16 protein-coding genes are annotated in these 23,417 nt (G+C 71.1%); 8 read left to right on the plus strand and 8 right to left on the minus strand.

Translation table 11 applies throughout. From position 1 onward, the window contains the following. Positions 1–8: 8 nt before the first annotated feature. The gene (locus tag ACIO1C_RS20000; protein ID WP_401865347.1) at positions 9–449 is read right to left on the minus strand and encodes an NUDIX domain-containing protein; all 441 of its coding nucleotides are present in this window, start codon (positions 447–449) and stop codon (positions 9–11) included. Between the two features lie 28 nt (positions 450–477). Then, the gene (locus tag ACIO1C_RS20005) at positions 478–2,244 is read right to left on the minus strand and encodes an asparagine synthetase B family protein (protein ID WP_401865350.1); all 1,767 of its coding nucleotides are present in this window, start codon (positions 2,242–2,244) and stop codon (positions 478–480) included. Positions 2,245–2,453: 209 nt separating this feature from the next. Between ACIO1C_RS20005 and ACIO1C_RS20010 the strand changes: the two genes are divergently transcribed. Beyond that, entirely contained in the window at positions 2,454–3,851 is a 1,398-nt protein-coding gene (locus ACIO1C_RS20010) for a sporulation protein (RefSeq protein ID WP_401865353.1), read from the plus strand. Between the two features lie 25 nt (positions 3,852–3,876). On the opposite strand, the gene ACIO1C_RS20015 is transcribed toward ACIO1C_RS20010, so the two are convergent. Both ACIO1C_RS20015 and ACIO1C_RS20020 read right to left on the minus strand, forming a co-directional pair. Next, positions 3,877–5,367, minus strand: coding sequence for a CehA/McbA family metallohydrolase (locus ACIO1C_RS20015; RefSeq protein WP_401865797.1), 1,491 nt, complete (start codon positions 5,365–5,367; stop codon positions 3,877–3,879). A 337-nt stretch (positions 5,368–5,704) separates the two neighbouring features. Beyond that, the gene (locus ACIO1C_RS20020; protein ID WP_401865356.1) at positions 5,705–6,367 is read right to left on the minus strand and encodes an SGNH/GDSL hydrolase family protein; all 663 of its coding nucleotides are present in this window, start codon (positions 6,365–6,367) and stop codon (positions 5,705–5,707) included. 386 nt (positions 6,368–6,753) lie between these two features. Here ACIO1C_RS20020 and ACIO1C_RS20025 point away from each other — a divergent pair, with 386 nt between their 5' ends. The 7 genes from ACIO1C_RS20025 (at position 6,754) to ACIO1C_RS20055 (ending at position 17,649) form a co-directional block, all read left to right on the plus strand. Then, complete coding sequence (locus ACIO1C_RS20025; protein WP_401865359.1) at positions 6,754–9,480, plus strand: bifunctional FO biosynthesis protein CofGH; 2,727 nt, start codon at positions 6,754–6,756, stop codon at positions 9,478–9,480. An 83-nt stretch (positions 9,481–9,563) separates the two neighbouring features. Continuing rightward, positions 9,564–11,708: a LamG-like jellyroll fold domain-containing protein gene (locus tag ACIO1C_RS20030; protein WP_401865362.1), complete on the plus strand. Its 2,145-nt coding sequence runs from the start codon at positions 9,564–9,566 to the stop codon at positions 11,706–11,708. 122 nt (positions 11,709–11,830) lie between these two features. After that, entirely contained in the window at positions 11,831–14,338 is a 2,508-nt protein-coding gene (locus ACIO1C_RS20035) for a tetratricopeptide repeat protein (protein ID WP_401865364.1), read from the plus strand. Positions 14,339–14,571: 233 nt separating this feature from the next. Next, on the plus strand, positions 14,572–15,156 hold the full coding sequence (locus tag ACIO1C_RS20040; protein WP_401865367.1) for a hypothetical protein: 585 nt from the start codon (positions 14,572–14,574) through the stop codon (positions 15,154–15,156). Then, positions 15,153–15,569 carry a hypothetical protein gene (locus tag ACIO1C_RS20045; protein ID WP_401865370.1) on the plus strand — a complete coding sequence of 139 codons (417 nt, stop codon included), beginning with the start codon at positions 15,153–15,155 and terminating at the stop codon, positions 15,567–15,569. Before ACIO1C_RS20040 ends, ACIO1C_RS20045 begins: the two co-directional genes overlap by 4 nt. 135 nt (positions 15,570–15,704) lie before the next feature. Next, positions 15,705–16,376 (plus strand): transglycosylase family protein, encoded by a 672-nt coding sequence (locus ACIO1C_RS20050; RefSeq protein WP_401865373.1) that lies wholly within the window; start codon positions 15,705–15,707, stop codon positions 16,374–16,376. Between the two features lie 154 nt (positions 16,377–16,530). Further along, positions 16,531–17,649: an ADP-ribosylglycohydrolase family protein gene (locus ACIO1C_RS20055; protein WP_401865375.1), complete on the plus strand. Its 1,119-nt coding sequence runs from the start codon at positions 16,531–16,533 to the stop codon at positions 17,647–17,649. A gap of 148 nt (positions 17,650–17,797) precedes the next feature. Here the strand turns inward: ACIO1C_RS20055 and ACIO1C_RS20060 are convergent, their stop codons facing one another. From ACIO1C_RS20060 to ACIO1C_RS20075, 4 genes are all read right to left on the minus strand, one after another. Further along, positions 17,798–19,393 carry a sodium:solute symporter family protein gene (locus tag ACIO1C_RS20060; protein WP_401865378.1) on the minus strand — a complete coding sequence of 532 codons (1,596 nt, stop codon included), beginning with the start codon at positions 19,391–19,393 and terminating at the stop codon, positions 17,798–17,800. A gap of 475 nt (positions 19,394–19,868) precedes the next feature. Then, positions 19,869–20,078, minus strand: coding sequence for a DUF397 domain-containing protein (locus tag ACIO1C_RS20065; RefSeq protein WP_401865380.1), 210 nt, complete (start codon positions 20,076–20,078; stop codon positions 19,869–19,871). A 248-nt stretch (positions 20,079–20,326) separates the two neighbouring features. Next, positions 20,327–21,184 (minus strand): helix-turn-helix transcriptional regulator, encoded by an 858-nt coding sequence (locus ACIO1C_RS20070; RefSeq protein ID WP_327238653.1) that lies wholly within the window; start codon positions 21,182–21,184, stop codon positions 20,327–20,329. A gap of 381 nt (positions 21,185–21,565) precedes the next feature. Beyond that, on the minus strand, positions 21,566–22,309 hold the full coding sequence (locus ACIO1C_RS20075) for a GPP34 family phosphoprotein (protein ID WP_401865383.1): 744 nt from the start codon (positions 22,307–22,309) through the stop codon (positions 21,566–21,568). Positions 22,310–23,417: the final 1,108 nt, after the last annotated feature.

The raw sequence follows: 23,417 nt of genomic DNA on the forward strand, positions 1-23,417 counted from the left end.
CGGGCCGATCAGGCGGGCCGGGCGGCCAGACAGCGGTGGATCCCGTCACGGATGAACGGCGGGATCGTGAGGATGCCAAGGTGTTCGGGGGCGAAGAACTGGAGCTTGACGCCCTCGGCGAGAGGCAGCCGGGTCTCGTCGCCGTCCCAGCTGCCGGAGAAGAACGTGATGATCTGCCCGGAGCCGTGGACGTCACGGATCTCGAAGAGTTCGGCCAGGTCGGCGACGGTCAGGCCGGCTTCTTCGTCGAGCTCGCGGACGATTGCCGCGACCGGGGATTCGCCGTCGTCCGCGCCGCCTCCCAACAGGCTCCAGTGATCGGGCCAGGCGATGACGCCCGGCAGGTTGTCACGCAGGTGGAGGAGGAGTTCTCCGCGCCGGTTGGTGATGACCGCGACCGCTCCTCGGGCGGTGGACGGCTGTGGGGAGGCGGTGGTGTCGGATCGCATCCGGCCACCGTAGTAACGGAGTCGGGGATCACGCGGCTGCCCTCACCGTCAGATCCGAGAACCAGACGGCTGCCATGAGGGCCTGCGTCCGGGTGCGGTCGAACCGCCCGCCGTGCTTCAGCCCGCTTTCCAGCAACGGCCGCCAGGCCGTCGGTGCGACGGCGAGCGCCGTGCGGATCCGATCGTCGGCCCAGTCTGCGAGTGGGCCGTTCAGCCAGGAAGGTACGGGACTGGCGAAGCCGAGCTTGTCCCGGCTGTCCCAGACCTCCCGCGGCAGCCCCAGGGCTTTCGCCGCGTCTCGCAGGATGCGCTTCCCCTGGGCCGGATCGGCGATCTTGTGTTCGGCCGGCAGCCGGTAGGACAGTTCCACCAGGTCGCGGGCGAGGTAGGGCGAGCGGCGTTCGAGGCCGTAGGCGGAGGCGAGTTTGTCGCTGGTCAGTACCAGCGGCCGCCAGGCCGTCGCAAGATCGGCCAGTGTCAGCGCGCGGGCCGGATCCCCGCCGGCCCTGCTCATCGCGCCGCTGACCAGGTCGCGGATCCGCCCCTCGGGGTCCGGGCCGCGCAGGACGAGCCGGGTGACCGCCTCCGCTGGGTCCAGCCTGTGGCCGGCGGTGTGCGTCAGCTTCGCGGCCAGCGGCCGGTACGCCTCCAGCCCCGCGGCCAGGACGGAGTCGGGGCCGAACAGGACGACCGCGTGACGGACGTAGCCCATCAGGAACTCGTCCGGTCCCAGGCCGCCGACCACGACCTTGAGGCCCAGTTCGGACGCCTTGCGGTAGGCCATGTACTCGGAGAACGTCGACGCGTTGCCCATCGGATAGTCCAGCGCGGAGACCATGTGCGGAAGCACGGTGGTGAAGTCCGCGATCTCGGGCTCGACGACCATCAACTCGGCGCCGATGTCGCGTGCGACGACCGCGGCGGATTCCGATTCGTCCAGGCGGTCCTGACCCGGGTAGCGGACCGTGACGCAGACCGGCGGCCGCATCAGGTGGGCCAGCACCGAGGAGTCCAGGCCGCCCGACAACAGCAGGGCGAAGTCGCCGGCCGGGGCCCGCAGCGGGACCTGCTCGGCCAGCACGACCGAGAAGCGGGACAGCGCCTCCTTGTAGTCGCCCTCGAACGGCCGGCATCCCTCCAACGACCACCAGGTGCGCTGGTCGAGCGAACTGGTGGCGGTGTCGAAGGTCATCAGGGTGGCTGGCGCCAGTAACTGGATTCCCTGGAAGGGAGTGTCGGCGCCGGTCGGGGTTTCGATGGAGATCATCTCGGGCCGCAGGACCGGCGGAGCACTGCCGTAGCCGGTCAGGGTGGTGACCTCGGAGGCGAACGCGAGCCGCCCGCCGTCCAGACGCCAGTAGAGAGGCTTCTCCCCCAGCCGGTCGCGGGCGAGGAAGAGCTTGCGAACGCGCGGGTCGTAGACGGCCAGGGCGAACATGCCGTCGAGTCCGTCCAGGCAGGACGGGCCGATCTTCGCCCAGGCCCGCAGAAGGAAATGAGCGTCCGACTCGCGGGCGGCCAGGGCGATGCCCCAGCCCTTCGCCTGCTGCCGGAAGTTGTAGATCTCCCCGTTGAAGGCCAGCAGTAACCCGGACGTGCGGTCGAGATAGGGGCCTGGCATCGCCTGCGGATCGACGATCAGCAGGGTGTTCATGGCCAGCACCGCCCGCCCGTCGGCTGAGGCGGCGTGCCTCGTGCCGTCCGGTCCGCGGTGGGCCTGGGAGACGCCCATCGCGCCGACCGTCGTCTCGTGCCGGGAGGCGTCGCCTCCGGCCAGTCCTGCGATTCCGCACATCTGGTTCACCCCCGTGGGTGGTTGGGATGCCTTGGCAGTGGCCACCACCGGAAGGCGCTTTCTTCGGTTACGGCGGTGGCCCGGACCCTCATCACACCGGTTGGCGGTGATCGCGGGGAGGGCTCGCAGGGGGGCTCACAACTCGCGTGCGCGGTTCGCCGCGGGCCCGGAAGGCAATACCCTCGGTGACCCGACACAAGGGGGACGTCGTGGCATCGACCGTCCGCCGGAGCCGTCCGCCCAACGCGGATCTGGCCCGGCTCATCGAGGGCTGCGGTGCGAGCCACAAGTACCTCGCCCACCGGATCAATCAGCTTGCCCGGCAAGCCGGGATCACGACCGACTACTCGCACACGTCCGTGGCGAACTGGTGCCGGCGGGGGATGACACCGAGGTGGCCGGTGCCCAAGCTCCTCGCGCAGACGATCGGTGAACGGCTGGGGCGGCCTGTCAGCCTTGCCGAAATCGGTATGGGCGATGCGGAGACACCGGACGTGAACGTGGGGTTGGATTTCCCGCGAGATCCCGCCGGCGCCGTCCGCGTCGCCACTTCGTTCTGGAGCTCCGTGAACCGCCGCGATTTCCTCAGCACCGGCGCGTCCGGCTTCGCCGTGTCCGCGTTCACCACCCCGGTGACCCGGTGGCTGGTCACCCCTGCCGACGAGACCGCCGACCACGACGGTGGCCGCCGGGTCGGCCGGGCCGACCTGGATGAACTACGGGAGGCCGCCGACGACGCCCGGCGATGGGACTCCAAATACGGCGGCGGGAACTGGAAGGCCGACTCCGTCACGGCTTGTCTCCAGGAGCGGGCGGCCCCGTTGCTGCGGGGATCCTTCTCCGACGAGGTCGGCCGCGAACTCTTCTCGGTCACCGGGGAGCTCTCGAGGCTGGCCGGTTGGACAGCCTTCGACATCGGAGAACACGACGTCGCCCAAAGGCACTTCATCCAGGCTCTCCGTCTGGCGAGGGCCGGCGGGGACGTTCAGCTGGGTTGCTATGTCCTGACCACCATGGCCATGCAGTCGCTCCTGCGCGGGTTCGCGGGCGAGGCTCTCGACATGGCCCAGGGCGCCTTCGAGCGGGCCAAGGGACAGGCCGTGCCCAGAGTGCTGGCGTTCACCAAGCTGATCGAGGCCCGCGCTCACGCCCGCGAGAACGATCCCAGGGCCGCCGCCCGGGCCTTGGCCGCCTCCGAGACCCTCCTGGAACAGGCGAAGCAGGGAAGCGGCGACGAACCCACATGGATCGACTTCTATCACCACGCCCGGCTGTCCGCCGACGCCGCCGAGGTCTTCCGTGACCTGAAGAACCCCAAGGCCGCCCTGGCCTGGAACCAGCGGGCCGCCGCCATGCCGTCCGATGCCTTCACCCGTTCCGTCGGTATGCGCCTGGCGATCGTGGGGACGGCCCACCTCCAGGCCCGCGACCTCGACCACGGCCTCGAACTGGGCAACCGCTCGGTCGGCATCCTCGCCCGCGTGCAGTCGTCCCGGGCCCTGGATTACGTCCGCGAGTTCAACACCGCCCTCGCCCCTTGGCGGCGTGAGCCGGCCGTCCGCGAGTTCATCCACCGGACCAAGCGGGAACTCGGCGTAACCGCGTGAGTGGTGCATGCGGCTGCCGGGCCGGCTACCCGCCCAGGAACACCGGGTTGGTGAAGGCCGCCAAGGGGCCCGGCAGGCCCGGGACCGTTGGCGGGTGGCGGACCTCCGCGCGGACGTACGTGGCGTACGCCGCCGTCGTTCGCCACTCCGCCGTGCCGGTGCCCGAGGCCGGGAGGGTGGTGGTGTGGAGCGTGCCCTGGTCGGTGACGAAGTGGGTGGTGCAGCCGGGGGCTCCGGTGACCTCCAGGCGTACCGTCACCGGGTCGTCGTCCGCCACCCGCAGGCGGTCGCCGATGCCCGCGTGGGCGCCCCGGCCGCCCGAGGCGGTGAACGTCAGGGAGACGCGGGCCGATTCGGCGACGTAGCTGTGGCCCGCGCGGATGCCCGCCAGGATCGCCTCGCGGGTCAGGTCCTCGGCCAGGACCACCGTCTGCGGGGTGCCGATGGCGTCGGGGTCGCGGTGGGCGTCGCTGTTGCCCATCGCCGGGGTCCAGGCCTGGTTCGAACGGCCCCCCACGACAAGGGTGTTGTCCCAGTCCGCGAGGGAGACCTCGTCGTCCACGGTGTACGGGCCGTTCCACACCTCCACCGCGTCCGCGTCGCCCAGGCCGAACTTCCAGTTGCAGCCGATGCAGGTCGCGTGCGGATGGGCGGGCACGACCAGACCGTCCGCGCGGCGGATCTCGCGGGCGTAGTGCCCGAAGCGGTTGTCGCGGGCCCGGTAGCGCCAGTCGACGAACGTACCGGCGTCCATCCCGATCGCGAGGACGTGGCCGTTGCGGGTGGTGACCTCCTCGCCGGTGAGGATCAGCAGGTCGTTGCCCCACAGGCCGTTCCACGCGCGGTGCCCGGCGGACGTGTTGTGCTCGCTGGTGTTGATGAAGTCGAGGCCGGCCGTACGGGCGAGCGCGGCGATCTCGGCCGGGGTGCGGCGGCCGTCGGAGTGCACGGAGTGGAGATGGCAGTCGCCCCGGTACCAGGCGCGGCCCCGCCCCTTCGCCCGGCGTGGCGGGTAGCTGGGGGCGGGGGTGGTGCCGGGCGGGCCGAGGGTGAGCGTGACGGTGACCTCGTACGCCAGACCCTGCGGGGAGACGGTGTACGGGCCCAGCGCGATGTTCCAGGTGCCGGCCCGTACGGGGCCGGGGAGGTAGCCGGGGGTGGCCTCGTCGGCACGCAGGAAGAACTCGGTGCGGGCGCCGCCCGACCAGCCCCGGAAGCCACGGCCGCCCAGGTCGGTGCCGCGCTCGTCGAAGATGCCGATGTCGAGGGCGTTGCCCTGGGTGCCCGGGGGGACGGCCGGGCGTTCGTACGTGTACGAGACGTGGAGCTCGCGGACGCCGCGCGGGACCTCGACAGGCAGGTGGACGAAGTCGGGGGAGCCGGGCGGGAGGGTGCCGCGCACGGTCCTGGTCACCTGGGGGCCGTCGGCGTCCGCCCCGGGGCGGGTGCTGTCGGCGGAGGCTGGGCTCGCGAAACTCACGGTACTCAACGTAAGCGCGGCGGCGGCCCCCGTCATGAGGAGCGTCCGCCGGTCCGGCGTGTTGCCGGAGTCGGCGCCGGTGTCGGTGGGTGGGTCTGTGTCGGTAGCGGTAGCGGTGTCTGTGTCGTCGTCCAGCTGCATGGCGGCGATTCCCCCGGCGGTCGAGAAGGACACAAGCGGTCGCGCGAGATCGTTCCCCCGGAGTCTCGGCCTCGGCCGTGAACCGGTGGGCAAGGGCGGGGGATCGGCGGATGGCGGGGAGACGACGGGGGCCCGTGACGGAAGGGGCACGCTTGCGCGAACGGCCGCGCCGCCCGGCCCGGTGGCCGGTGGCGCGGCCGTAGCGCTGCCTGGCTACGGGGTTACGGAGCTGTCAGATCCAGGGACCCGTACGCAGCGTCGTGTACCAGCGGTCGGCCATCTTGGCGTACCCGGTCGCCGTCGGGTGGACCCCGTCCGCGAGGTCGGCGGAGGTCAGGGCGCTGTGCATGTCGACGAAGTGGACGCGGCGGCCCTTCTGCGCCCACTGGTTCACGATGCCGGGAATCGCCGCGTTGTACGCCTTCCCCCGCGCCTCCACCCCCGGGTTGGTGAAGGGGATGATGCTCGCGACGAAGACGTCCGCGTTCGGCGCCGCGGCCGTGAGGTGGTCGATCAGGGCGGACAGCCGGGCCGGAGCCCCGGCGAGGTTGTAGTTCTGGGTCATGTCGTTCGTGCCGATGTGCAGCAGGACCGTACGGGGATTGGCCCGCTTCGCCCAGTCGGCCACCTGGGCGTCGATCTGGTCGATGCGGAAGCCGGAGTGGCCCTCGTTGTCGCGGTCGGGGAGCGAGGTGGGTCCGTGGTACTGCGTACCGACGAAGTCGACCAGGCGCTTGTCGGTCGCGGCGCGCTCCCACAGGCGGTTTCGGTAGGCGCCCGCGATGTTGGAGCCGGCGGTGATCGAGTCACCGAGCGGCATGATCCGCAGACCGCCGTTGGACTCGGCTGAGGCGGTCGCGGGGGCCATCAGGCCGGCGACGAAGGCCGCGGTCACCGCCGCACCCAGCAGGGCGGTCCTGCGGCGGCGCCGCGCGGGCGCACCGGCTGCCGAAGCGGCCGGCGAAGTGGCCGGCGGAAGGGCAGGGGAAAGGGCAGGGGAAAGAGAACGCATCAGAACTCCTCAGGTACAGCGTGTGGGGGGACGAGGGGAAATGAGCGGACAGGGGTCCGTACCGCCCTGGGTGGGGGCGGGTCTCTCGCGCGCGGGGGTGTCGCGGGGGTCAGCCGGGCCGTGTCCCCGCAGGTGAGATCTTGATTGTTTTCTACTGCGCGTTCGCGGGCCGCGCAAGCCTCGCGGCACGTCCACCCGCATCCGTACCCGCCCGGGTTGTCCGGAAGGCGGCCCCGGCCCTTTCCCGCGGGCGTACGTATCCTCGAAGGATGACGACGCAGGTGCCTGATCAGCCCAGGGCCGGACGACCGACCGCAGCGCAGGCCGACACCCAGGCCGGCGCGCCGGCCGCCGAAGCCCCCACCGCCCCCACCCCTCCCAGCGCCCCCACCGCCAACTCCATGCGGCGGGCGCTGAAACGGGCCCGGGACGGCGTCGCGCTGGACGTCGGCGAGGCCGCCGTCCTCCTCCAGGCGCGCGGCGACGACCTCGCCGACCTCTGCGCCTCGGCCGCGCGCGTCCGGGACGCCGGCCTGGAGGCGGTCGGGCGGCCCGGGATCATCACGTACTCCCGCAAGGTCTTCATCCCGCTGACCCGGCTGTGCCGTGACAAATGCCACTACTGCACGTTCGTGACCGTGCCCGGCAAGCTCCGCCGCGCCGGGCACGGCATGTTCCTCTCGCCCGACGAGGTCCTGGCCATCGCCCGGCGCGGGGCCGAAATGGGCTGCAAGGAAGCGCTGTTCACGCTCGGCGACCGGCCCGAGGACCGGTGGCCGGAGGCGCGGGAATGGCTGGAGGCCGAGGGGTACGACGACACACTCGCGTACGTACGGGCCATGGCCATCCGCGTCCTGGAGGAGACGGGGCTGCTGCCCCACCTCAACCCCGGGGTCATGACGTGGACCGACCTCCAGCGGCTCAAGCCGGTCGCGCCCTCGATGGGCATGATGCTGGAGACGACCGCGACCCGCCTGTGGAGCGAGCCCGGCGGCCCGCACCACGGCTCGCCCGACAAGGAGCCGGCCGTGCGGCTGCGGGTGCTGGAGGACGCGGGCCGCTCCAACGTCCCCTTCACCAGCGGCATCCTGATCGGCATCGGGGAGACGTACGAGGAGCGCGCCGAGGCGCTCTTCGCGCTGCGCAAGACCAGCCGGGCGTACCACGGCCTCCAGGAGTTCATCATCCAGAACTTCCGCGCCAAGCCGGACACGGCCATGCGCGGGATGCCGGACGCCGATCTGTACGAACTGGCCGCCGCGATCGCCGTGACCCGGCACATCATGGGGCCGTCGGCGCGCGTGCAGGCGCCGCCGAACCTGGTCGACCGCGAGTACGCGCTGATGATCGGCGCGGGTATCGACGACTGGGGCGGTGTCTCCCCGCTCACCCCCGACCACGTCAACCCCGAGCGCCCGTGGCCGATGGTGGACGAACTGTCCGAGCGGACCGCCGCCGCCGGGTTCGCGCTGCGTGAACGGCTCACCATCTACCCGGAGTTCCTCCAGCGGGGCGAGCCGTGGCTGGACCCCCGGCTGATGCCGCACGTGCGGGCGCTGTCGGACCCGGAGACGGGCCTGGCGCGCGAGGACGTCACCCCGGTCGGCATTCCCTGGCAGGAGCCGGACGAGGGCTTCACCGCCTCCGGCCGTACGGATCTGCACCGCACGATCGACACGGAGGGCCGTACGTCCGACCGCCGTGACGACTTCGACCACGTGTACGGCGACTGGGAGGAGCTGCGCGAGGCCGCCGCGCCCGGCATGGTGCCGTCCCGCATCGACGCGGACGTGAAGCAGGCGCTCAGCCAGGCCGCCGCCGACCCGACGAAGCTCACGGACGACGAGGCGCTGGCGCTGCTGCACGCGGACGGTCCGGCGCTGGACGCGTTGACCCGTATCGCCGACACGCTGCGCCGGGACGTGGTCGGCGACGACGTCACGTACATCGTGACGCGCAACATCAACTTCACCAACGTCTGCTACACGGGCTGCCGTTTCTGCGCCTTCGCCCAGCGCCGTACGGACGCCGACGCGTACACCCTCTCCCTCGACCAGGTCGCCGACCGCGCCGAACAGGCCTGGGAGGTGGGCGCGGTGGAGGTCTGCATGCAGGGCGGCATCCACCCGGACCTGCCGGGGACGGCGTACTTCGACATCGCCCGCGCGGTGAAGAAGCGCGTCCCGGGCATGCACGTCCACGCCTTCTCCCCGATGGAGGTCGTCAACGGCGCCTCACGGACGGGCCTTTCGATCCGCGAGTGGCTGACGGCCGCCAAGGAGGCGGGACTTGACTCGATCCCCGGCACGGCGGCGGAGATCCTGGACGACGAGGTGCGCTGGATCCTCACCAAGGGCAAGCTGCCGACGGCCACGTGGATCGAGGTCGTCAAGACGGCGCACGAGCTGGGCATCCGCTCCAGCTCCACGATGATGTACGGCCATGTCGACCAGCCGCGCCACTGGCTGGGCCACTTCCGCACGCTGTCCAGGATCCAGCAGGAGACGGGCGGCTTCACGGAGTTCGTGACCCTGCCCTTCATCCACACCAACGCCCCCGTCTACCTGGCAGGCATCGCCCGCCCCGGGCCGACGGACCGCGACAACCGCGCGGTGATGGCGATGGCCCGCCTGCTCCTGCACCCCCACATCACCAACATCCAGACGAGCTGGGTGAAGCTGGGCACGGAGGGCGCGGCGGAGATGCTCCGCTCGGGCGCGAACGACCTGGGCGGCACGCTGATGGAGGAGACCATCTCCCGCATGGCGGGCTCCAGTTACGGCTCGTACCGCTCGGTCAAGGACCTGATCGCCATCGCCGACGCGGCGGGCCGCCCGTCCCGCCCGAGGACCACGCTGTACGGCGAGGTCCCGGAGGAGCGGGTGGCGGCGGCGAAGGCCTCGGACGGCCATCTGCCCCAACTGCTGCCGCTGGTGCCGAATGAGACCGCGCCCCACGAGGCCGTGCCCAACGAGCTGGTGCCCAACGAGGTCTGAAACCCGGTGGGTTGTGTCAGTGATCGTTGTTAGCGTCCCCTTCGGCCCGTCGAAACCCGGCGGCCGAAGGGGAGGGGCAGCACATGACCAGGCACGTAGGCCGAAGACGCCTCGCGACGGTGGCACTCGCCGTCGCGGCGGTGGTGGCGGGACAGGGCGGGGCGGTGGCGGCGACGGCTGCCGAGAATCTGCCGCCGAAGCAGCCGGTGGTGGCGGACCTCCAGACCGGCGTCAAACCCTGCGGGGCGGGGGAGACCCGGCCGTACGTGAGCGACGCACCGGTTCTGCGCGCGGTCCTGTACGACCCGGTGGAGGACGACCGTCCGGGCGAGTTCTCCGGCGTCAGAGGCGAGTTCGAGGCGTGGTGGCAGGACGCCGACGGTGTGGAACAGCGCCGGACCGAGACCACCTACCTGGCCGGCTCGGGCCAGACCGCCCAATGGCGTCTGCCCTCCGACATCCCGGCGGACACCGTGGTCTCCTGGCGGGTCAGGGCCGATGACGGCCGGGCGGTGTCGCCCTGGAGCTCCGACGGCTCCGGCACCGTCTGCGAGTTCGTCCGCGACGACGTGACTCCGGCCCGGCCCGTGATCTCCTCGGCCGAGTACCCCGAGGACGTCTTCTGGTCGGACGGGGTCGGCAACTACGGCTCCTTCACGTTCGACTCGCCGTCCGACGACGTCGTGGCGTACCGGTACTTCTTCGTCGGCGGCCCCGGGGGCACCGCGGAGGCGGCCACGCCCGGCGGGCCGGCCACCGTCCGGTACGTCCCGCTGTCGCGGGCGACAGGGTCGCTCGAAGTCCGGGCGATCGACCGCGCGGGATGGAGCAGTCCGACCGTCTCCTACGTGTTCCACATCCAGGCCGGCCGCGTCCCCACCGGGCAGTGGAAGCTGGCCGAAGCGCCGGGCGCGGGAACCGCCGCCGCCGAGACGGGCCCGGACGCCCGGGCCGGCAGTGGTGTCACCTTCGGGGCGGCGGCCCCGCCCGGCACCGGCCTCACGTCCACCGCCCGGCTGGACGGCACCGGCCACGGCTTCCTGACACCCGGCTCGTCCGTCGTCGACACGGCGAAGACCTTCGCGGTCGGCGCCTGGGTGCGTCCCGCCAGGACGGACCGGGACCTGACCGTCGTCAGCCAGGACGCCGACGCGGACACCGCTCGTACCCCGGCCTTCAGTCTTGCCTCCCGCACGGGCGCCACGGGCGCCGCGTGGACGTTCACCTTCGGCGGCGCCCGCGTGTCCGGAGGCTCCCCCGAAGCGGGCGAGTGGGCGTACGTCCTCGGTCAGTACAACACCGAGACCGGCACCGCCCGGCTGTACGTCAACGGTGAGGAGACCGGTACGGAACAGGCGGCCACCGCCGCGCCGAGCACCGGGGCCCTCCAGATCGGACGGGCGCGGGGGAACACCGGATACCGGGACCGCTGGCAGGGCGAGATCGGCGACGTACGGACGTACGACCGGCTCGTCGTGCCCGACGAGGTGACGGAACTGGCCAGGCGCGCACCCGAACTGCGCGGCCACTGGTCGCTGGAGAGCGAGCGGGACGGGGTCAGCCCCGAGCTGTACGACGGCGCGCCGCTGAGGCTGAGCGCCGGTGCGACCCTCCACCGGGGGCCCGATCCCTCCTGCATCCCGGACCTCGATCCCGCCTGCCCCGTGGTGCGCTACGCGCTCGTCGACAACGGCGACCTGGAGCTGGACGGGGCCGGCGGCCACGCCGCGACGGACGAGCCGGTGGTCGACACCGGCGACAGCTTCACCGTCGGTGTGGTGGCCCAACTGCCCCAGGACGAGGGGGAACTTCCCATGACCGTCCTGTCCCAGGGCGGACAGCACGGCGACGCGTTCAAGCTGCGGTACGTGCCCTCCCTCTACCGCTGGCAACTGGTGGTGTCGGCGTCCGACGCACCGGGCGCCGAGGAGACGGTCGTGAGCCAGGTCCGGTCGGCGGACGACGTGCAGCGTCTGGCGGTGGTCTACGACGACGCGACCGACCGGATCACCCTTTATGTGGACGGCGTTTCCGGCCCTGACGCCACGGCCACCGTACGGAGCCTGTGGACCGGTACGGGTGGACTCCAGGTGGGACGCGCCCGTACGGCCGACGGGTGGGGCGAGTACCTGCACGGCGTCGTGGACGAGGTGCACGCCTTCGCGGGGGCGCTCCGGGCCGACGACATCCCCGCCCTCGGCCACAGCACGGAGCCCTGCCTCTGCTGATCCGTCCGGGCCCCTCGGCCCCTCCCCGCCCGGCTGCCACACTGGAGCGACCGGACGGGGAGGGGCCGAGACGTATGGCGGGGCGGGAGCAGGGGCGGGGGCGCGGGCCCGGGCAGGTGTCCATGGCCGAGTTGATCCGGCGGCGGCAGCGGTTTGTCGGGCGGCGGGCCGAACTGGTGGCCTTCCAGGACAACTTGGGCCTCGCGCCCGACGACGAGGCGCACCGCTTCCTCTTCCACGTCCACGGCATCGCCGGCGTCGGCAAGACCTCGCTCGTACGGGAGTGGGAGAAGACCGCGCGCGAGTGCGACGCGCTCACCGCGTACGTGGACGACGCCGTCAACAGCGTGCCCGAGGCGCTGGCCGCCATCAGTGCCGAATTCGCCCGCCAGGGGCGCCCGTTCAAGCGCCTCGACCGGCTGTTGGAGACGTACCGGCAGCGCCGCCACGAGGCGGAGTCCGCGTCCGCCGCCGCCTCGCTCGCCGATCCGGCGGAGGCGGGGGAGATGGGGGAGCCCGCGGCCCCGGGCCCGCAGCCCCCACGCCCCTCCGCCGGCAGCACCGCCCTCGCCACCGCCGGGACCATCGGACTCGGCATGGTCCCCGTCGTCGGGGCCTTCGCCGGTGTGCTGGACACCGCCCGGCTCGCCGAGGGCACCGACCGGCTGCGGGCCGCGCTCAGCGCGCGGTTCCGCAACCCGGACGACGTACGGCTGGTCCTGACTCCGGACCAGGTCCTGACGCCCGTCCTGGTCGAGGAGTTGACGGAGGCCCTCCGTCAACTCCCCTGGATCGCGCTCTTCTTCGACACGTACGAACGCACCGCGCCCTTCCTCGCCCGCTGGTTGCACGACCTGATGACCACGGAGCGGTACGGGCAACTGCCCCTCCAGGTTGTCGTCACCCTCGCCGGGCGCCAGCCGTTCGACACCGCTCTGTGGGACGGCTTCGCGGACTTCATGGCGGACGTACGCCTCGACCCCTTCACCGAGGACGAGACACGCAGGCTCCTCGCGGCGAGGTCCGTCACGGAGGAGACGGTCGTGGCGGAGGTGCTGCGGCTCTCCGGCGGACTGCCCGTCCTCGTCTCGACCCTCGCCCAGAACCGGCCCGCCGACCCGGGCGACGTCGGCGACCCGAGCGCGACCGCCGTCGAACGTTTCCTCAAGTGGGAGCGGGATCCGCTGCGACGACGTGTCGCCCTGGACTGCGCGCTGCCGCGCGGACTGGACGAGGACGTGTTCCTGGCCGTGGTGGAGGAGGCGGGGGTGAGGGAGGACACGGGGGCGGGGGAGTACGCGGCGGGACTGTACGACTGGCTGCGCGCCCTGCCCTTCGTCACCGAGAAGGCCGGGGCGGACGCCGCCGGACTCCGCTACCACGACGTCGTCCGCGCCCCCATGCTCCGCCTGCGCAGGACCCGTTCGCCGCGTGGCTGGAGCGGCCGGCACACCGCGCTCGCCCGGCGCTTCGCCGCCTGGCGGGAGGAGATCGAGGCGGAGGCGGGCCTGCGGGCCGACGACCGCTGGGAGAGCGGGCGTTGGCGCGCGCTGCGCCTGGAAGAGACGTACCACTCCCTCTGCGCGAACCCGGGGACGGCCCTCGCCACTGCCCTGCGCGACGTGGCGGAAGCCTGCCGCGAGGGCGTGGGCGCCGCGCGGCGGTGCGCGCTGGCGCTGGCGGAGGCGGGGGAGGACACGGACGACGCGGTGGTACGGGAGTGGGGGCGGCGGCTCGGCGACGCGCTCGGCGAAGACGACGCGGGCGCAACGACCGGCGTGCGGACCGGCGTACGGACCGCCCTCGGCCTGCTCCTCGACGGCGGCGCCCTGGACACGGCGGGCCGCGCGGTGGCGCACCGGGTACGCGGCCGGGTCCTGAGCGCCGAGGGCCAGTACGAGCCGGCCCTCGCCGACCTCGACCGGTCGCTCGCCCTCGTCCCCGGCCAGTACGGGGCGTACCTCGACCGGGGCATCACCCACCGCGGGCGCGGCGACACCCCGGCGGCCCTCGCCGACTTCCACCGCGCCGACGCACTGGCCCCCGACACCCCCGGGATCCTCGGGGCCTGGGGCGAGACGCTGCGCGCGGCGGGACGGTACGAGGAGGCCGTGGCGCTGCTGGACCGGGCGATCGCGGCCGCCCCGGGGGACGCGTACGCGACGGCGAGCCGGGGCAGCGCCCTGCACCGGCTGGGACGCCCCACCGAGGCCCTCGTCGACCTCGACCGCGCGGTGGCCCTGGACGGCGGCTACCTGTGGGCCCTGGTACGCAGGGGGCGGTTGTTCTGCGCCCTGGGTGAGCACGACCGCGCCGTCGCCGACCTGGACCGGGCGGCGGAGATCGCGCCGGACAGCGACTGGATCGCCTCGGAACGGGGCGAGATCCACCGTCTCGCGGGCCGCTACGAGGACGCGGACCGCGAACTGAGCCGCGCCCTGACGCTCAACCCCGCCCACCCCTCGGCCCTCGCGAGCCGCGGAGCGGTCCGCCACCGCCTGAACCGCCCGGCGGAGGCGCTCGCGGACCTGGACCGCGCGATCGCGCTGCGACCCGGCTACGCGTGGGCCATCGAATACCGGGAACAGGTACGCGCGGAATCGGCCGGGGGCTTTTCAGGCCCGGCATGACCGCCAGGACGACCGGCCCTCGCGGTGATACCCCATTCGCGACACATTCATGCGGACCTGTGAGACCGACCTGAATGTTCATCAGGAGGGCTTTCCGGCGGAAGTATTTGTTTGATCATCAGCACCCGAGGTCTGAGAAATCGCGAAGTAGCCTCTTTCAGTGATCACATTCGCCATCGAATGAGACCGCTACGACCGATCGATTCTTCATTTCTGACCAAGGGGCACGCATCGTGCGTTTGTCAAGACGATTTAATATCCGCTCGGCCTTTGCTGTATCGGCGCTGAGCGCTTTGGTATTGGGCATGTCCGGTCCGGCCCACGCCGATCCCGATCCCGATCCCGATCCCGATCCCGATCCCGTTCCGGTTCCGGTTCCGGTTTCGGTTTCGGTTTCGGCCGAGGCCGGCTCGATCGCCGTACAGCGCGGCTACAGCACCCCGTTCACTCCGACCGTCAGCGATCCGACCACCGCCACGGCGGAGCCGAGTTCGGTGGTCGACGGCACCACCGCGCGGTCCGAGGTGATCGCGCGCGCCCAGACATGGGTGGACCAGGATGTTCCGTACAGCCAGACCTCGTACTGGACGGACGCCAACGGAACCTACCGGCAGGACTGCTCCGGGTTCGTCTCCATGGCCTGGCATCTCGGTACCAGCCGCACCACATGGACGCTGCCTGATGTCTCCACCCGGTTGGGCAGCTTGGCGGACCTCCAGCCCGGCGACGTCATCAACAACGTACGGAATCAGCCGACGAATCTTCAGCACGTGGTGCTGTTCAAGGGTGGGAGGACGCCGCGCACACCAACGCGGTGATCCTCGAAGAGGCACGTCCGGGCACCAACGCCCGTCGATCCGTCTACTCGGTCAACTACCTCAACAGCGAGGGCTTCGAGCCGTACCGGTACAACAAGATCATCGACACCCCGGTCACGCCTCCGCCGCCGCACGGGTCGGTGTGGGACCGGACGCGTTCGGCCAGTGGTACGTGGGCGCTGAGTGTGACGATGATCGACGGGAACGGCAACATCACGGCGGCGGCCGCGTCCGCCCTGCCCGATGGCACTGTTCACGTGCAGGCGTTGGTCAATGGTGAGGTGTACGACCGTACGCGCTCCACCACCGGCAGCTGGGCCGCGAACCAGCAGATAGACGCCAACGGCGACATCTTCGACACCTACGCCGCCGGCCTCCCCGACGGCACCCTGCACGTCGGCACCCTCGTCTAGCCACCGGACAGCCACCGAATCTGGTGAGTCGGCCACGGCCCGGTGACCGCAAGCGGTCCCGGGCCTGGCTGTCGGCCCACCGGGTGATGGTGCCGACGACTCATTCCCCCCTACCTCTTCCGGAGGTTCTTCAGCATGACCAGATCTCTCGTATCACGTCTCCTGATCGGCCTCGCGGTCCTGTCGGCCGCGAGTTTCTCCCTCTTCCTGACAGCGGGACCGGCGACGGCCGCCTCGGTGAGTACGTGGGACAAGGTCGCCGTATGTGAGAGCGGAGGCAATTGGAGCACAAACACGGGCAACGGCTTTTACGGTGGCCTGCAATTCACTCTCGCCACCTGGAATGCGTACGGTGGCGATCAGTATGCCGCGTTCCCCAATCAAGCGACAAAGCAGGAACAGATTCTCACCGCGGAGAAGGTTCTGGCGGTGCAGGGCGAATCCGCCTGGCCCACGTGCGGACCGCAAGCCGGGCTCGGCAGTGATTCGGCCGACCCCTATCCGCCGGTCACGCCTCCGCCGCCGCACGGCTCGGTGTGGGACCGTACGCGTTCGGCCAGTGGTACATGGGCGCCCGGCGCGACAATGATCGACGGAAACGGCAACATCACGGCGGCTGCCGCGTCCGCCCTGCCCGACGGCACTGTCCACGTGCAGGCGTTGGTCAATGGTGAGGTGTACGACCGTACGCGCTCCACCACCGGCAGCTGGGCCGCGAACCAGCAGATAGACGCCGACGGCGACATCTTCGACACCTACGCCGCCGGCCTCCCCGACGGCACCCTCCACGTCGGCACCCTCGTCTGAGTCCGGCGATCCCATGCCTCGATCCCCCGCGGCCGAGGCATGGGATCGCGCCGTATCCGCCCACGCCGCCACCCCCCGTCCCCGTTCGATTACAGTGCTGCGCACCGAGCCGCCGAGAGGCGCGGCGCGAGGCGCGGCGAAGGGAGAGGGGCGCGTGAGCACACCGTCCGGGGCCGCCGTCTGGGGGCGCGCGGAGCAGCAGGACTTTCGCAGCCGGGTACGGGGCTGTCTGCTCGGTGGCGCCGTCGGGGACGCGCTCGGGGCGGGCGTCGCGGGCCTCACGCTCGACGAGATCCGGGGCGTACACGGCTCGGACGCGGTCGTGGACTACGTACCCGCGTACGGCCGCCGTGGCGCGGTCACCGCCGCCACCCAGCTGACCCTCTTCACCGTGGACGGACTGATCCGCGCGCAGGTCCGCAGAGACACCGGCGCCTGGCACCCCCCGACGGACGTGCACCGCGCGCACCTCCGCTGGGCGGCCACGCAGCGCGACTGGGGGCCCGACCTCCGCCGCAAGGACAACGGCTGGCTCGCGCAGGAGGAGTGGCTGTACGTACGCCGCGACCCGACGATCTCCTGCCTGACCGGGTTCGGCGACACCATCATGGGCACGCTCGACAAGCCCAAGAACCCCACCGCGAGGGACGCGGGCGCGCTCGTACGGTCCGCGCCGTTCGGCCTGCTCGTCGGGTGGGAGCCGCAGTTGGTGTGCCAGCTCGCCGTGGAGTGCGCCGCGCAGACGCACGGCCATCCCACCGCGTACCTCTCCGCCGGTGCCTTCGCCGTCATCGTGCACGGTCTGGCCCGGGGGGAGGCGCTGGAGGCGTCCGTGGCGCGGGCCCTGCTGCTGCTCGGCCCGCGCCCGGGGCACGAACCGGTCTCCCAGGCCCTCCAGTTGGCGCTCGGCGCCGTACGGCGGGGCATTCCGGGGCCGGACCGGATCGCCGAACTCGGCGAAGGACGCGCCGCCGAGGACGCGTTGGCCGTCGCCGTCTACTGCGCGCTCGTCGGTGAGGACATCCGCCACGGGCTGCGCCTCGCCGTCAACCACGACGGCCCGTCCGGCGCCACCGGCACCCTGTGCGGGGCGCTGCTCGGGACCCTGCACGGCGAGACGGCGCTGCCCCCGGCCTGGCTGGCGGAGCTGGAGGGCCGGCCGACCCTCCTCGAACTCGCCGACGACTTCGCGATGGAGATGACGCAGGGGCCCGCCCTGCACAGTCCGACGGTCGCGGTGTCCGGCTGGCTGGCGCGCTACCCACGGGGCTGAACCACGGGGCTGAACGACGGGCCGGAGGCAGGGGGTACGGGGAACACGGAGCGCCGGGCGGGCCTGGACCGAACCAGGCCCGCCCGGCGCTCACGTACACACGTCGCACGTACTCGCGTACTCACGTACGCAGCCGCCAGGCCGGCGCTCAGCCGTCCGACGACGCCTTCCCGCCCACCACCTTCGCGTCACGCGGCCCCGCCTGCCCCGGCAGGCCCAGCGACGCCGCCGTCAGGCCCGAACCGTCCCCGTCGCCCTCGCCGTTGATCCGCGCCAGCAGCACATCGCGCTCCGGGGTGTCCTCGGGCTTGAGGAAGCCGATCACGATGTACAGCACCAGCGAGACGGCCAGCGGGATCGAGACCTGGTACTGGAGCGGCACCCCGCCGTCGACGTTCCAGTTGATCGGGTAGTTCACCAGCCAGAAGGCCAGCAGGCCGAACGCCCAGCTGACGAGCGCCGCCGTCGGACCCGACCTGCGGAACGTCTTGAGCATGCCCAGCATGAACGGGATCGCGATCGGACCCATCAGGCCGGCCACCCACTTGATGACCACGGTGATGATGTCCTTGAACGTCGGCGAGTTGACCTGGGTGGCGATCGCCATGGACAGCGCCAGGAACGAGATGGTCGACAGCCGCGCCGCCGCCAGCCCCGCCCGCTCCGACCAGCCGCGCGCCGCCTTGGAGAGGGCGGGCGCGATGTCCCGGGTGAAGACGGCCGAGATGGCGTTCGCGTCGGAGGAGCACATCGCCATGGTGTGCGAGAAGAACCCGACGATGACCAGGCCCAGCAGCCCGTGCGGCAGCAGCTGCTCGACCATGAGGGCGTACGAGTCCGAGGCGTCCGGCTTCTGTGCCTTGACGAGCAGCGGGGCGCACCACATCGGGAAGAACAGGACCAGCGGCCAGACCAGCCAGAGGATCGCGGACAGCCGCGCCGAGCGGGTGGCCTCACGGGCGTTGGCGGTCGCCATGTAGCGCTGCGCCTGGTTCCACATGCCGCCGTTGTACTCGAAGGTCTTGATGAAGAGGAACGCCAGCAGGAACGTCACGGTGTACGGGCCCGCCACCGGGTCCGCGTGCCCGTCGGGGAGCTTGTCCCACACCGTCCACAGCGAACTGAACCCGCCGAGCTTGCCCATGACGGCGATGAGCATCGCGATCCCGGCGAAGAGCTGGATGATGAACTGGCCCAGCTCGGTGAGCGCGTCGGCCCACAGCCCGCCGACCGTGCAGTAGATGCCCGTGATGACACCGGTGATGAGGATGCCCTGGTTGAGGGAGAGTCCGGTGAAGACGGAGAGCAGGGTGGCGATGGCGGCCCACTTGGCGCCCACGTCCACGATCTTCAGCAGCAGACCCGACCAGGCGAGTGCCTGCTGGGTCTTCACGTCGTACCGGTTCTTGAGGTACTCCAGCGGGGACGCGACGTGCAGCCGCGAGCGCAGCCGGTTGAGGCGCGGCGCGAAGAGCTTTGAGCCGATCCCGATGCCGATGGCGATGGGCAGCGACCAGGTCACGAAGGACGTGATGCCGTAGACGTACGCGATGCCCGCGTAGCCGGTGAACATCACCGCGCTGTAGCCGGACATGTGGTGCGAGATGCCGGACAGCCACCACGGCATCTTGCCGCCGGCGGTGAAGAAGTCGCTGACGTTGTCCACGCGCTTGTGCGACCAGATGCCGATCGCGACCATCACACCGAAGTATGCGATGAGCACGATCCAGTCGAGGCTGTTCATGTGCCCCCTCCAGGGGTCCGCCTTGTGAACGTCGATGCTCTTCGTCAGTACGTCCGGATCAGCGGTGGCCCCGTGCGGGAGTGGGGACTTCGGGGATTGAACCGCTTGGCGCGGCGGCGGGTCAAGGCCCTCTCGGGTCATAAATGTGAACATGGATCAGAAAGCCGAACGATTTTACTTGTTCTTGACTCTACGAGGCGTTGTCGTGAACGTGACGACGACCACACGATGAGCGAGCACTTCGTCAGAGTTCGAAGAGTTCAAAAGTTCAAGGGTTCGACGCGTCCGATCGTTCGGAGGCAAAAAAAGACGACCGCCGGGATGCGGGTCCCGTGCGGTCGGGTGAGGGAGTGAGGAACTGGGGGCTGAGGGAGTAAGTGGCGGAGACGTGGCCGAGCCCCCTCGGCCAGGACGGCGGACCGGTCGAGAGGGCTCTCACCTTGGGGTGCGATGGGGGGTGCCAACGCGGCTGTGATCAGCCGATGTTGAGCGCGCCCCTGCTCATTTCCTGGACGAAGGCATTCCACGACGCGGGGACGAAGGAGATCGAAGGCCCCTCGGGCGCCTTTGAATCCCGTACGGCGATGGACTGGACCTCGGGTGATTTGACCTCGACGCAAGCGCCGTTACCGCCGGAATACGAGGACTTCGTCCACGTGTCCGTAGCGCCCTGAAGAATTGCCATGTTCGCTCCGGTTCAGCAAGTGGTGGAACATCACGCCAACTTCCTGCTGGCATGATCGACGCTACTCGTCCGCCTCGATGGGCGGGACGGGCGTTCACTCATCCGGATGGCATATCGGAGGGGAGCCTTCCACGGTGGGGCGGTTGAGGTGTAGCGTGCCCTCACTCCGGCGGGGAAGTGGACGTACAAGACATTTGGGAAGCGGGGTCGGGGGGCGGCCGGCGCGTGGCCGCCGCCCCCCGACCGCCTCAGCGGGCGTATTCCTTGGCGATTTCCGCGATGAACTGCCGCGTCTGGTCGACGTTCAGGGCCTGCGCGCGCAAATGCTCGTACATCACGCTGTACCGCTGTACGTCATTGGCCTTCTCCAGATAAAGGTCGCTCGTCACGCCCTCGATATAGACCACGCTGGAGTCGGACGCGTCCGGGAATTCGAGAATGGCGTAGTGACCCGAGATGCCGGGATGCGCGCCCATGTCGAACGGCAGCACCTGCACGGTCACATGCGGGAGTTGGGACTGCTCCACGAGGTATTCCAGCTGCTCCCGCATCAGTTGGCGGTCGCCGACGACCCGGCGCAGCGCCGCCTCGTCCACGACGGCCCACAGGCGCAACGGTTCCTCAGTGGTGGTGACGCGGTCCTGGCGGCGGATCCGTACCCCGACCCGCTTCTCCACGTCGCCGGCGGCGGACTCGGGCAGCGCGCCGTTGATGAGCGCCTCGGCGTACCGCCGGGTCTGGAGCAGCCCGGGGACCACCTGGGGCTCGTACACGCGCAGCGAGGCCGCGTCGGTCTCCAGGCCGATGTACACGCTGTACGGGATGTCGCCGAAGGCGTGCCACCAGCCCTGCTGGCGGGAGTCCTTGGCCATCTGCATCAGCGAGTCGACGATGCGGGTGTCCTCGACCTCGTACACCCCGCACAGGTCGCGGACGTCGCGCTGGCTGATGGAGCGGCGGCCGTTCTCCAGGCGGCTGATCTTCGACTGGGAGACCAACAGGCGTTCCGCCACCTCCTCGGCCGTCATGCCCTTGAGCTCACGGAGCCGTCGAAGCTCCTGTCCCAATCGGCGTCGCCTGACGGTGGGGTTGACGTTGGGCGCCACGGGAAACTGCACCTCCGGCTGCATAGCTGTACGTATCTACTGCTCAGCAGACTGCCACCAAAGGTCCCAACTGCGCGGGAAAACGGCCACAGAGACGAATGCGCCGGTTTCCGCGCGGGGGCGGCGCCGGGTGGCGGGGCGGCGGTCGGAGCCGTCGGCCGGGGGTGGAACGCAACACGCGGGGCAGCCCTGGAGTCAGGTCTGCCCCGCGTGTCCTGTGCGGCTCCCGAACCGGGTCTGGGGACGTCGGTGCGGCGGATTGCGTGGTGGTGCGGTGTTGCGGTGTTGCGGTGTTGCGGTGTTGCGGTCAAAACATAACGACAGGTACGGCGTTACTGACCCGCGTGGTGCGGCGCGGGCGCACGACTGTCGGTGAGACGGTCAGTGCGCCGCGACGCGAGCCATGCCACTCACGTGATGCGGCTGCATCGGCACGCCCCCCGGCCGTCCGCCCGGAGCGCCCTGCGCGCTCCGTTCCGGCTGGCCACGGTGCGGTTGAGCGCCCGCGCCGTTCTGGACGTCCATGACGGCGTGCGCCACAAGACCGCCCATGGGGTCGTGTCTGATCAGGTCCCGGAGGCGGGAGCGCGACGAGCGCCCCTCGTTCCCGGGGTACAGGTGCTTGCCGAGTCCGACCGCGTGGGCCAGTGCGGCGAGCGCCGCGGTCCGCGGGTCCGGCGGTACGCCGGTGCGGATCGCACTGTCCAGCCGGGCCCTGATCTCCCGGCTGATCGCCGTCTCTGTCGCCTGGTAGCGAGTCGTCGGCAGCACTCCACACATCTGGGTCGAAACGGCATGCACCATGCCGCACCGCTCCAGGTGCGAGAGGTAAGTCTGGCGCAGCCCCAGGCGGGGCCCGCCAATCCAATGGACAGCCCGAACCGGGCTGCCGCGTCTGCGCAGCAGTTCCAGTGCGGAGTCCAGAGTCGGATCTCCGGTCGGCCGTGGCATCACCACGGCGATACGATCCCCATCGGGGGCTATCCGTCCTGCCAGAGCCAGCTCTACTAGCTGTGCCCCGGCCAGGCCGAGGTCGAGCGACTGCGGCTGCGCTGTGGTACCCGTGGCCGGGTCCAGAGCGAGAAGCAGAAGCTCCTCCGGAATTGTTCTGCGGCTCTTGCCCATCCATGCCTCCCCGCGTGGATGAATGACAGGGTGACCCCTCTCACAATGGTCTGTCGAGAGTGCCTGGGTGCTTTGTACGGGAACCGTTATGTATGTCGTTCTCGTCTAGCACCGGGACAGCGGTTCCGGACAGGAAACTCGTAGATGGTTCGGCAAGGACGGCGCGTCGCGCGAGGTGCCGTATGAGACATGAAGGAGACGCGGTGGCGGGCGAGTCCCCCGGCAAGTCGGAGCAGCAGAAGTCGTCGGGGGAGACGACTCCGGGCGAGCGGGACCCGCGCCTCGCGGTCTTCCGCGAAGCCGCGACCGAGGTCCCCGAGGACGGCGCGACCAAGGTGCTGGGGACGGTGACCAGAGAACTGGACCGCGACGGGGCCGGACGGGCCCCGGGGACCCGAGGGGCCGGGGAGGCCACTCCGGAGGCTCGCGAGGTTCCGGAGGTCCGGGAGGCCGCGGGGGCCGGCGCGGTACGGGTCCCACGGGACGGAGTTCCGAAGGACGGGCCGCCCGAGGGCGGCCAGGCTCCGCGGGGCGGGGCGTTCGAGGACCGGCTCCCACAGGGCGGGGCGTTCGAGGACCGGGCGTCCGAGGACCAGGTCTCGCAGGGGCGGGCCCAGGGGGGCCGGGTCCCGCAGGACGAAGCTCCCCAGGACGGGGCGTCCGACGGGCGGGCTTCGCGGGGGCGGGCCCCGGAGGGGCAATTCCCTCAGGGAGCGGCTCCCAAGGACCGGGCGTCCGAGCGACGGGACCCGGGAACCCAGGTCCCGCAGGATGAAGCTCCGCAGGACGAGGCCTCCGACGGGCGGGCTTCGCGGGGTCGGGCTCCGGTGGGTCAGGTCCCGCAGGACCGGGTTCCGGCGAGCGCAGGGTCCGAGGGCAGGGCTCCGCAGGGCGAGGCGTCCGACGGACAGGCCCCGGAGGATGCGGCTCCCAGGGACCGGGCATCCGAGGGCCATGCCTCGCAGGGGCAGGCCCAGGGGGGCCGGGGTCCGCAGGCCGAAGGTCCGGAGGACCAGGCGTCGGCTTCGCAGAGGCAGGTTCCGCAGGGTGGAGGGGGCGAGGGCAAGGGGCCCGAGTCCCTTGGGACTGCCGCGCTTTCGGGGGCCGC

Origin of the sequence: Streptomyces sp. NPDC087420, assembly GCF_044744165.1 — a bacterium.
In the GTDB taxonomy this organism is placed as follows: domain Bacteria; phylum Actinomycetota; class Actinomycetes; order Streptomycetales; family Streptomycetaceae; genus Streptomyces.

Coding starts and splice junctions, on each gene's coding strand:
- ACIO1C_RS20000 (WP_401865347.1), bottom strand. CDS start 449: ATGCGATCCGACACCACCGCCTCCCCACAGCCGTCCACCGCCCGAGGA.
- ACIO1C_RS20005 (WP_401865350.1), bottom strand. CDS start 2,244: ATGTGCGGAATCGCAGGACTGGCCGGAGGCGACGCCTCCCGGCACGAG.
- ACIO1C_RS20015 (WP_401865797.1), bottom strand. CDS start 5,367: ATGACGGGGGCCGCCGCCGCGCTTACGTTGAGTACCGTGAGTTTCGCG.
- ACIO1C_RS20025 (WP_401865359.1), top strand. CDS start 6,754: ATGACGACGCAGGTGCCTGATCAGCCCAGGGCCGGACGACCGACCGCA.
- ACIO1C_RS20030 (WP_401865362.1), top strand. CDS start 9,564: ATGACCAGGCACGTAGGCCGAAGACGCCTCGCGACGGTGGCACTCGCC.
- ACIO1C_RS20035 (WP_401865364.1), top strand. CDS start 11,831: ATGGCCGAGTTGATCCGGCGGCGGCAGCGGTTTGTCGGGCGGCGGGCC.
- ACIO1C_RS20050 (WP_401865373.1), top strand. CDS start 15,705: ATGACCAGATCTCTCGTATCACGTCTCCTGATCGGCCTCGCGGTCCTG.
- ACIO1C_RS20060 (WP_401865378.1), bottom strand. CDS start 19,393: ATGAACAGCCTCGACTGGATCGTGCTCATCGCATACTTCGGTGTGATG.
- ACIO1C_RS20065 (WP_401865380.1), bottom strand. CDS start 20,078: ATGGCAATTCTTCAGGGCGCTACGGACACGTGGACGAAGTCCTCGTAT.
- ACIO1C_RS20075 (WP_401865383.1), bottom strand. CDS start 22,309: ATGGGCAAGAGCCGCAGAACAATTCCGGAGGAGCTTCTGCTTCTCGCT.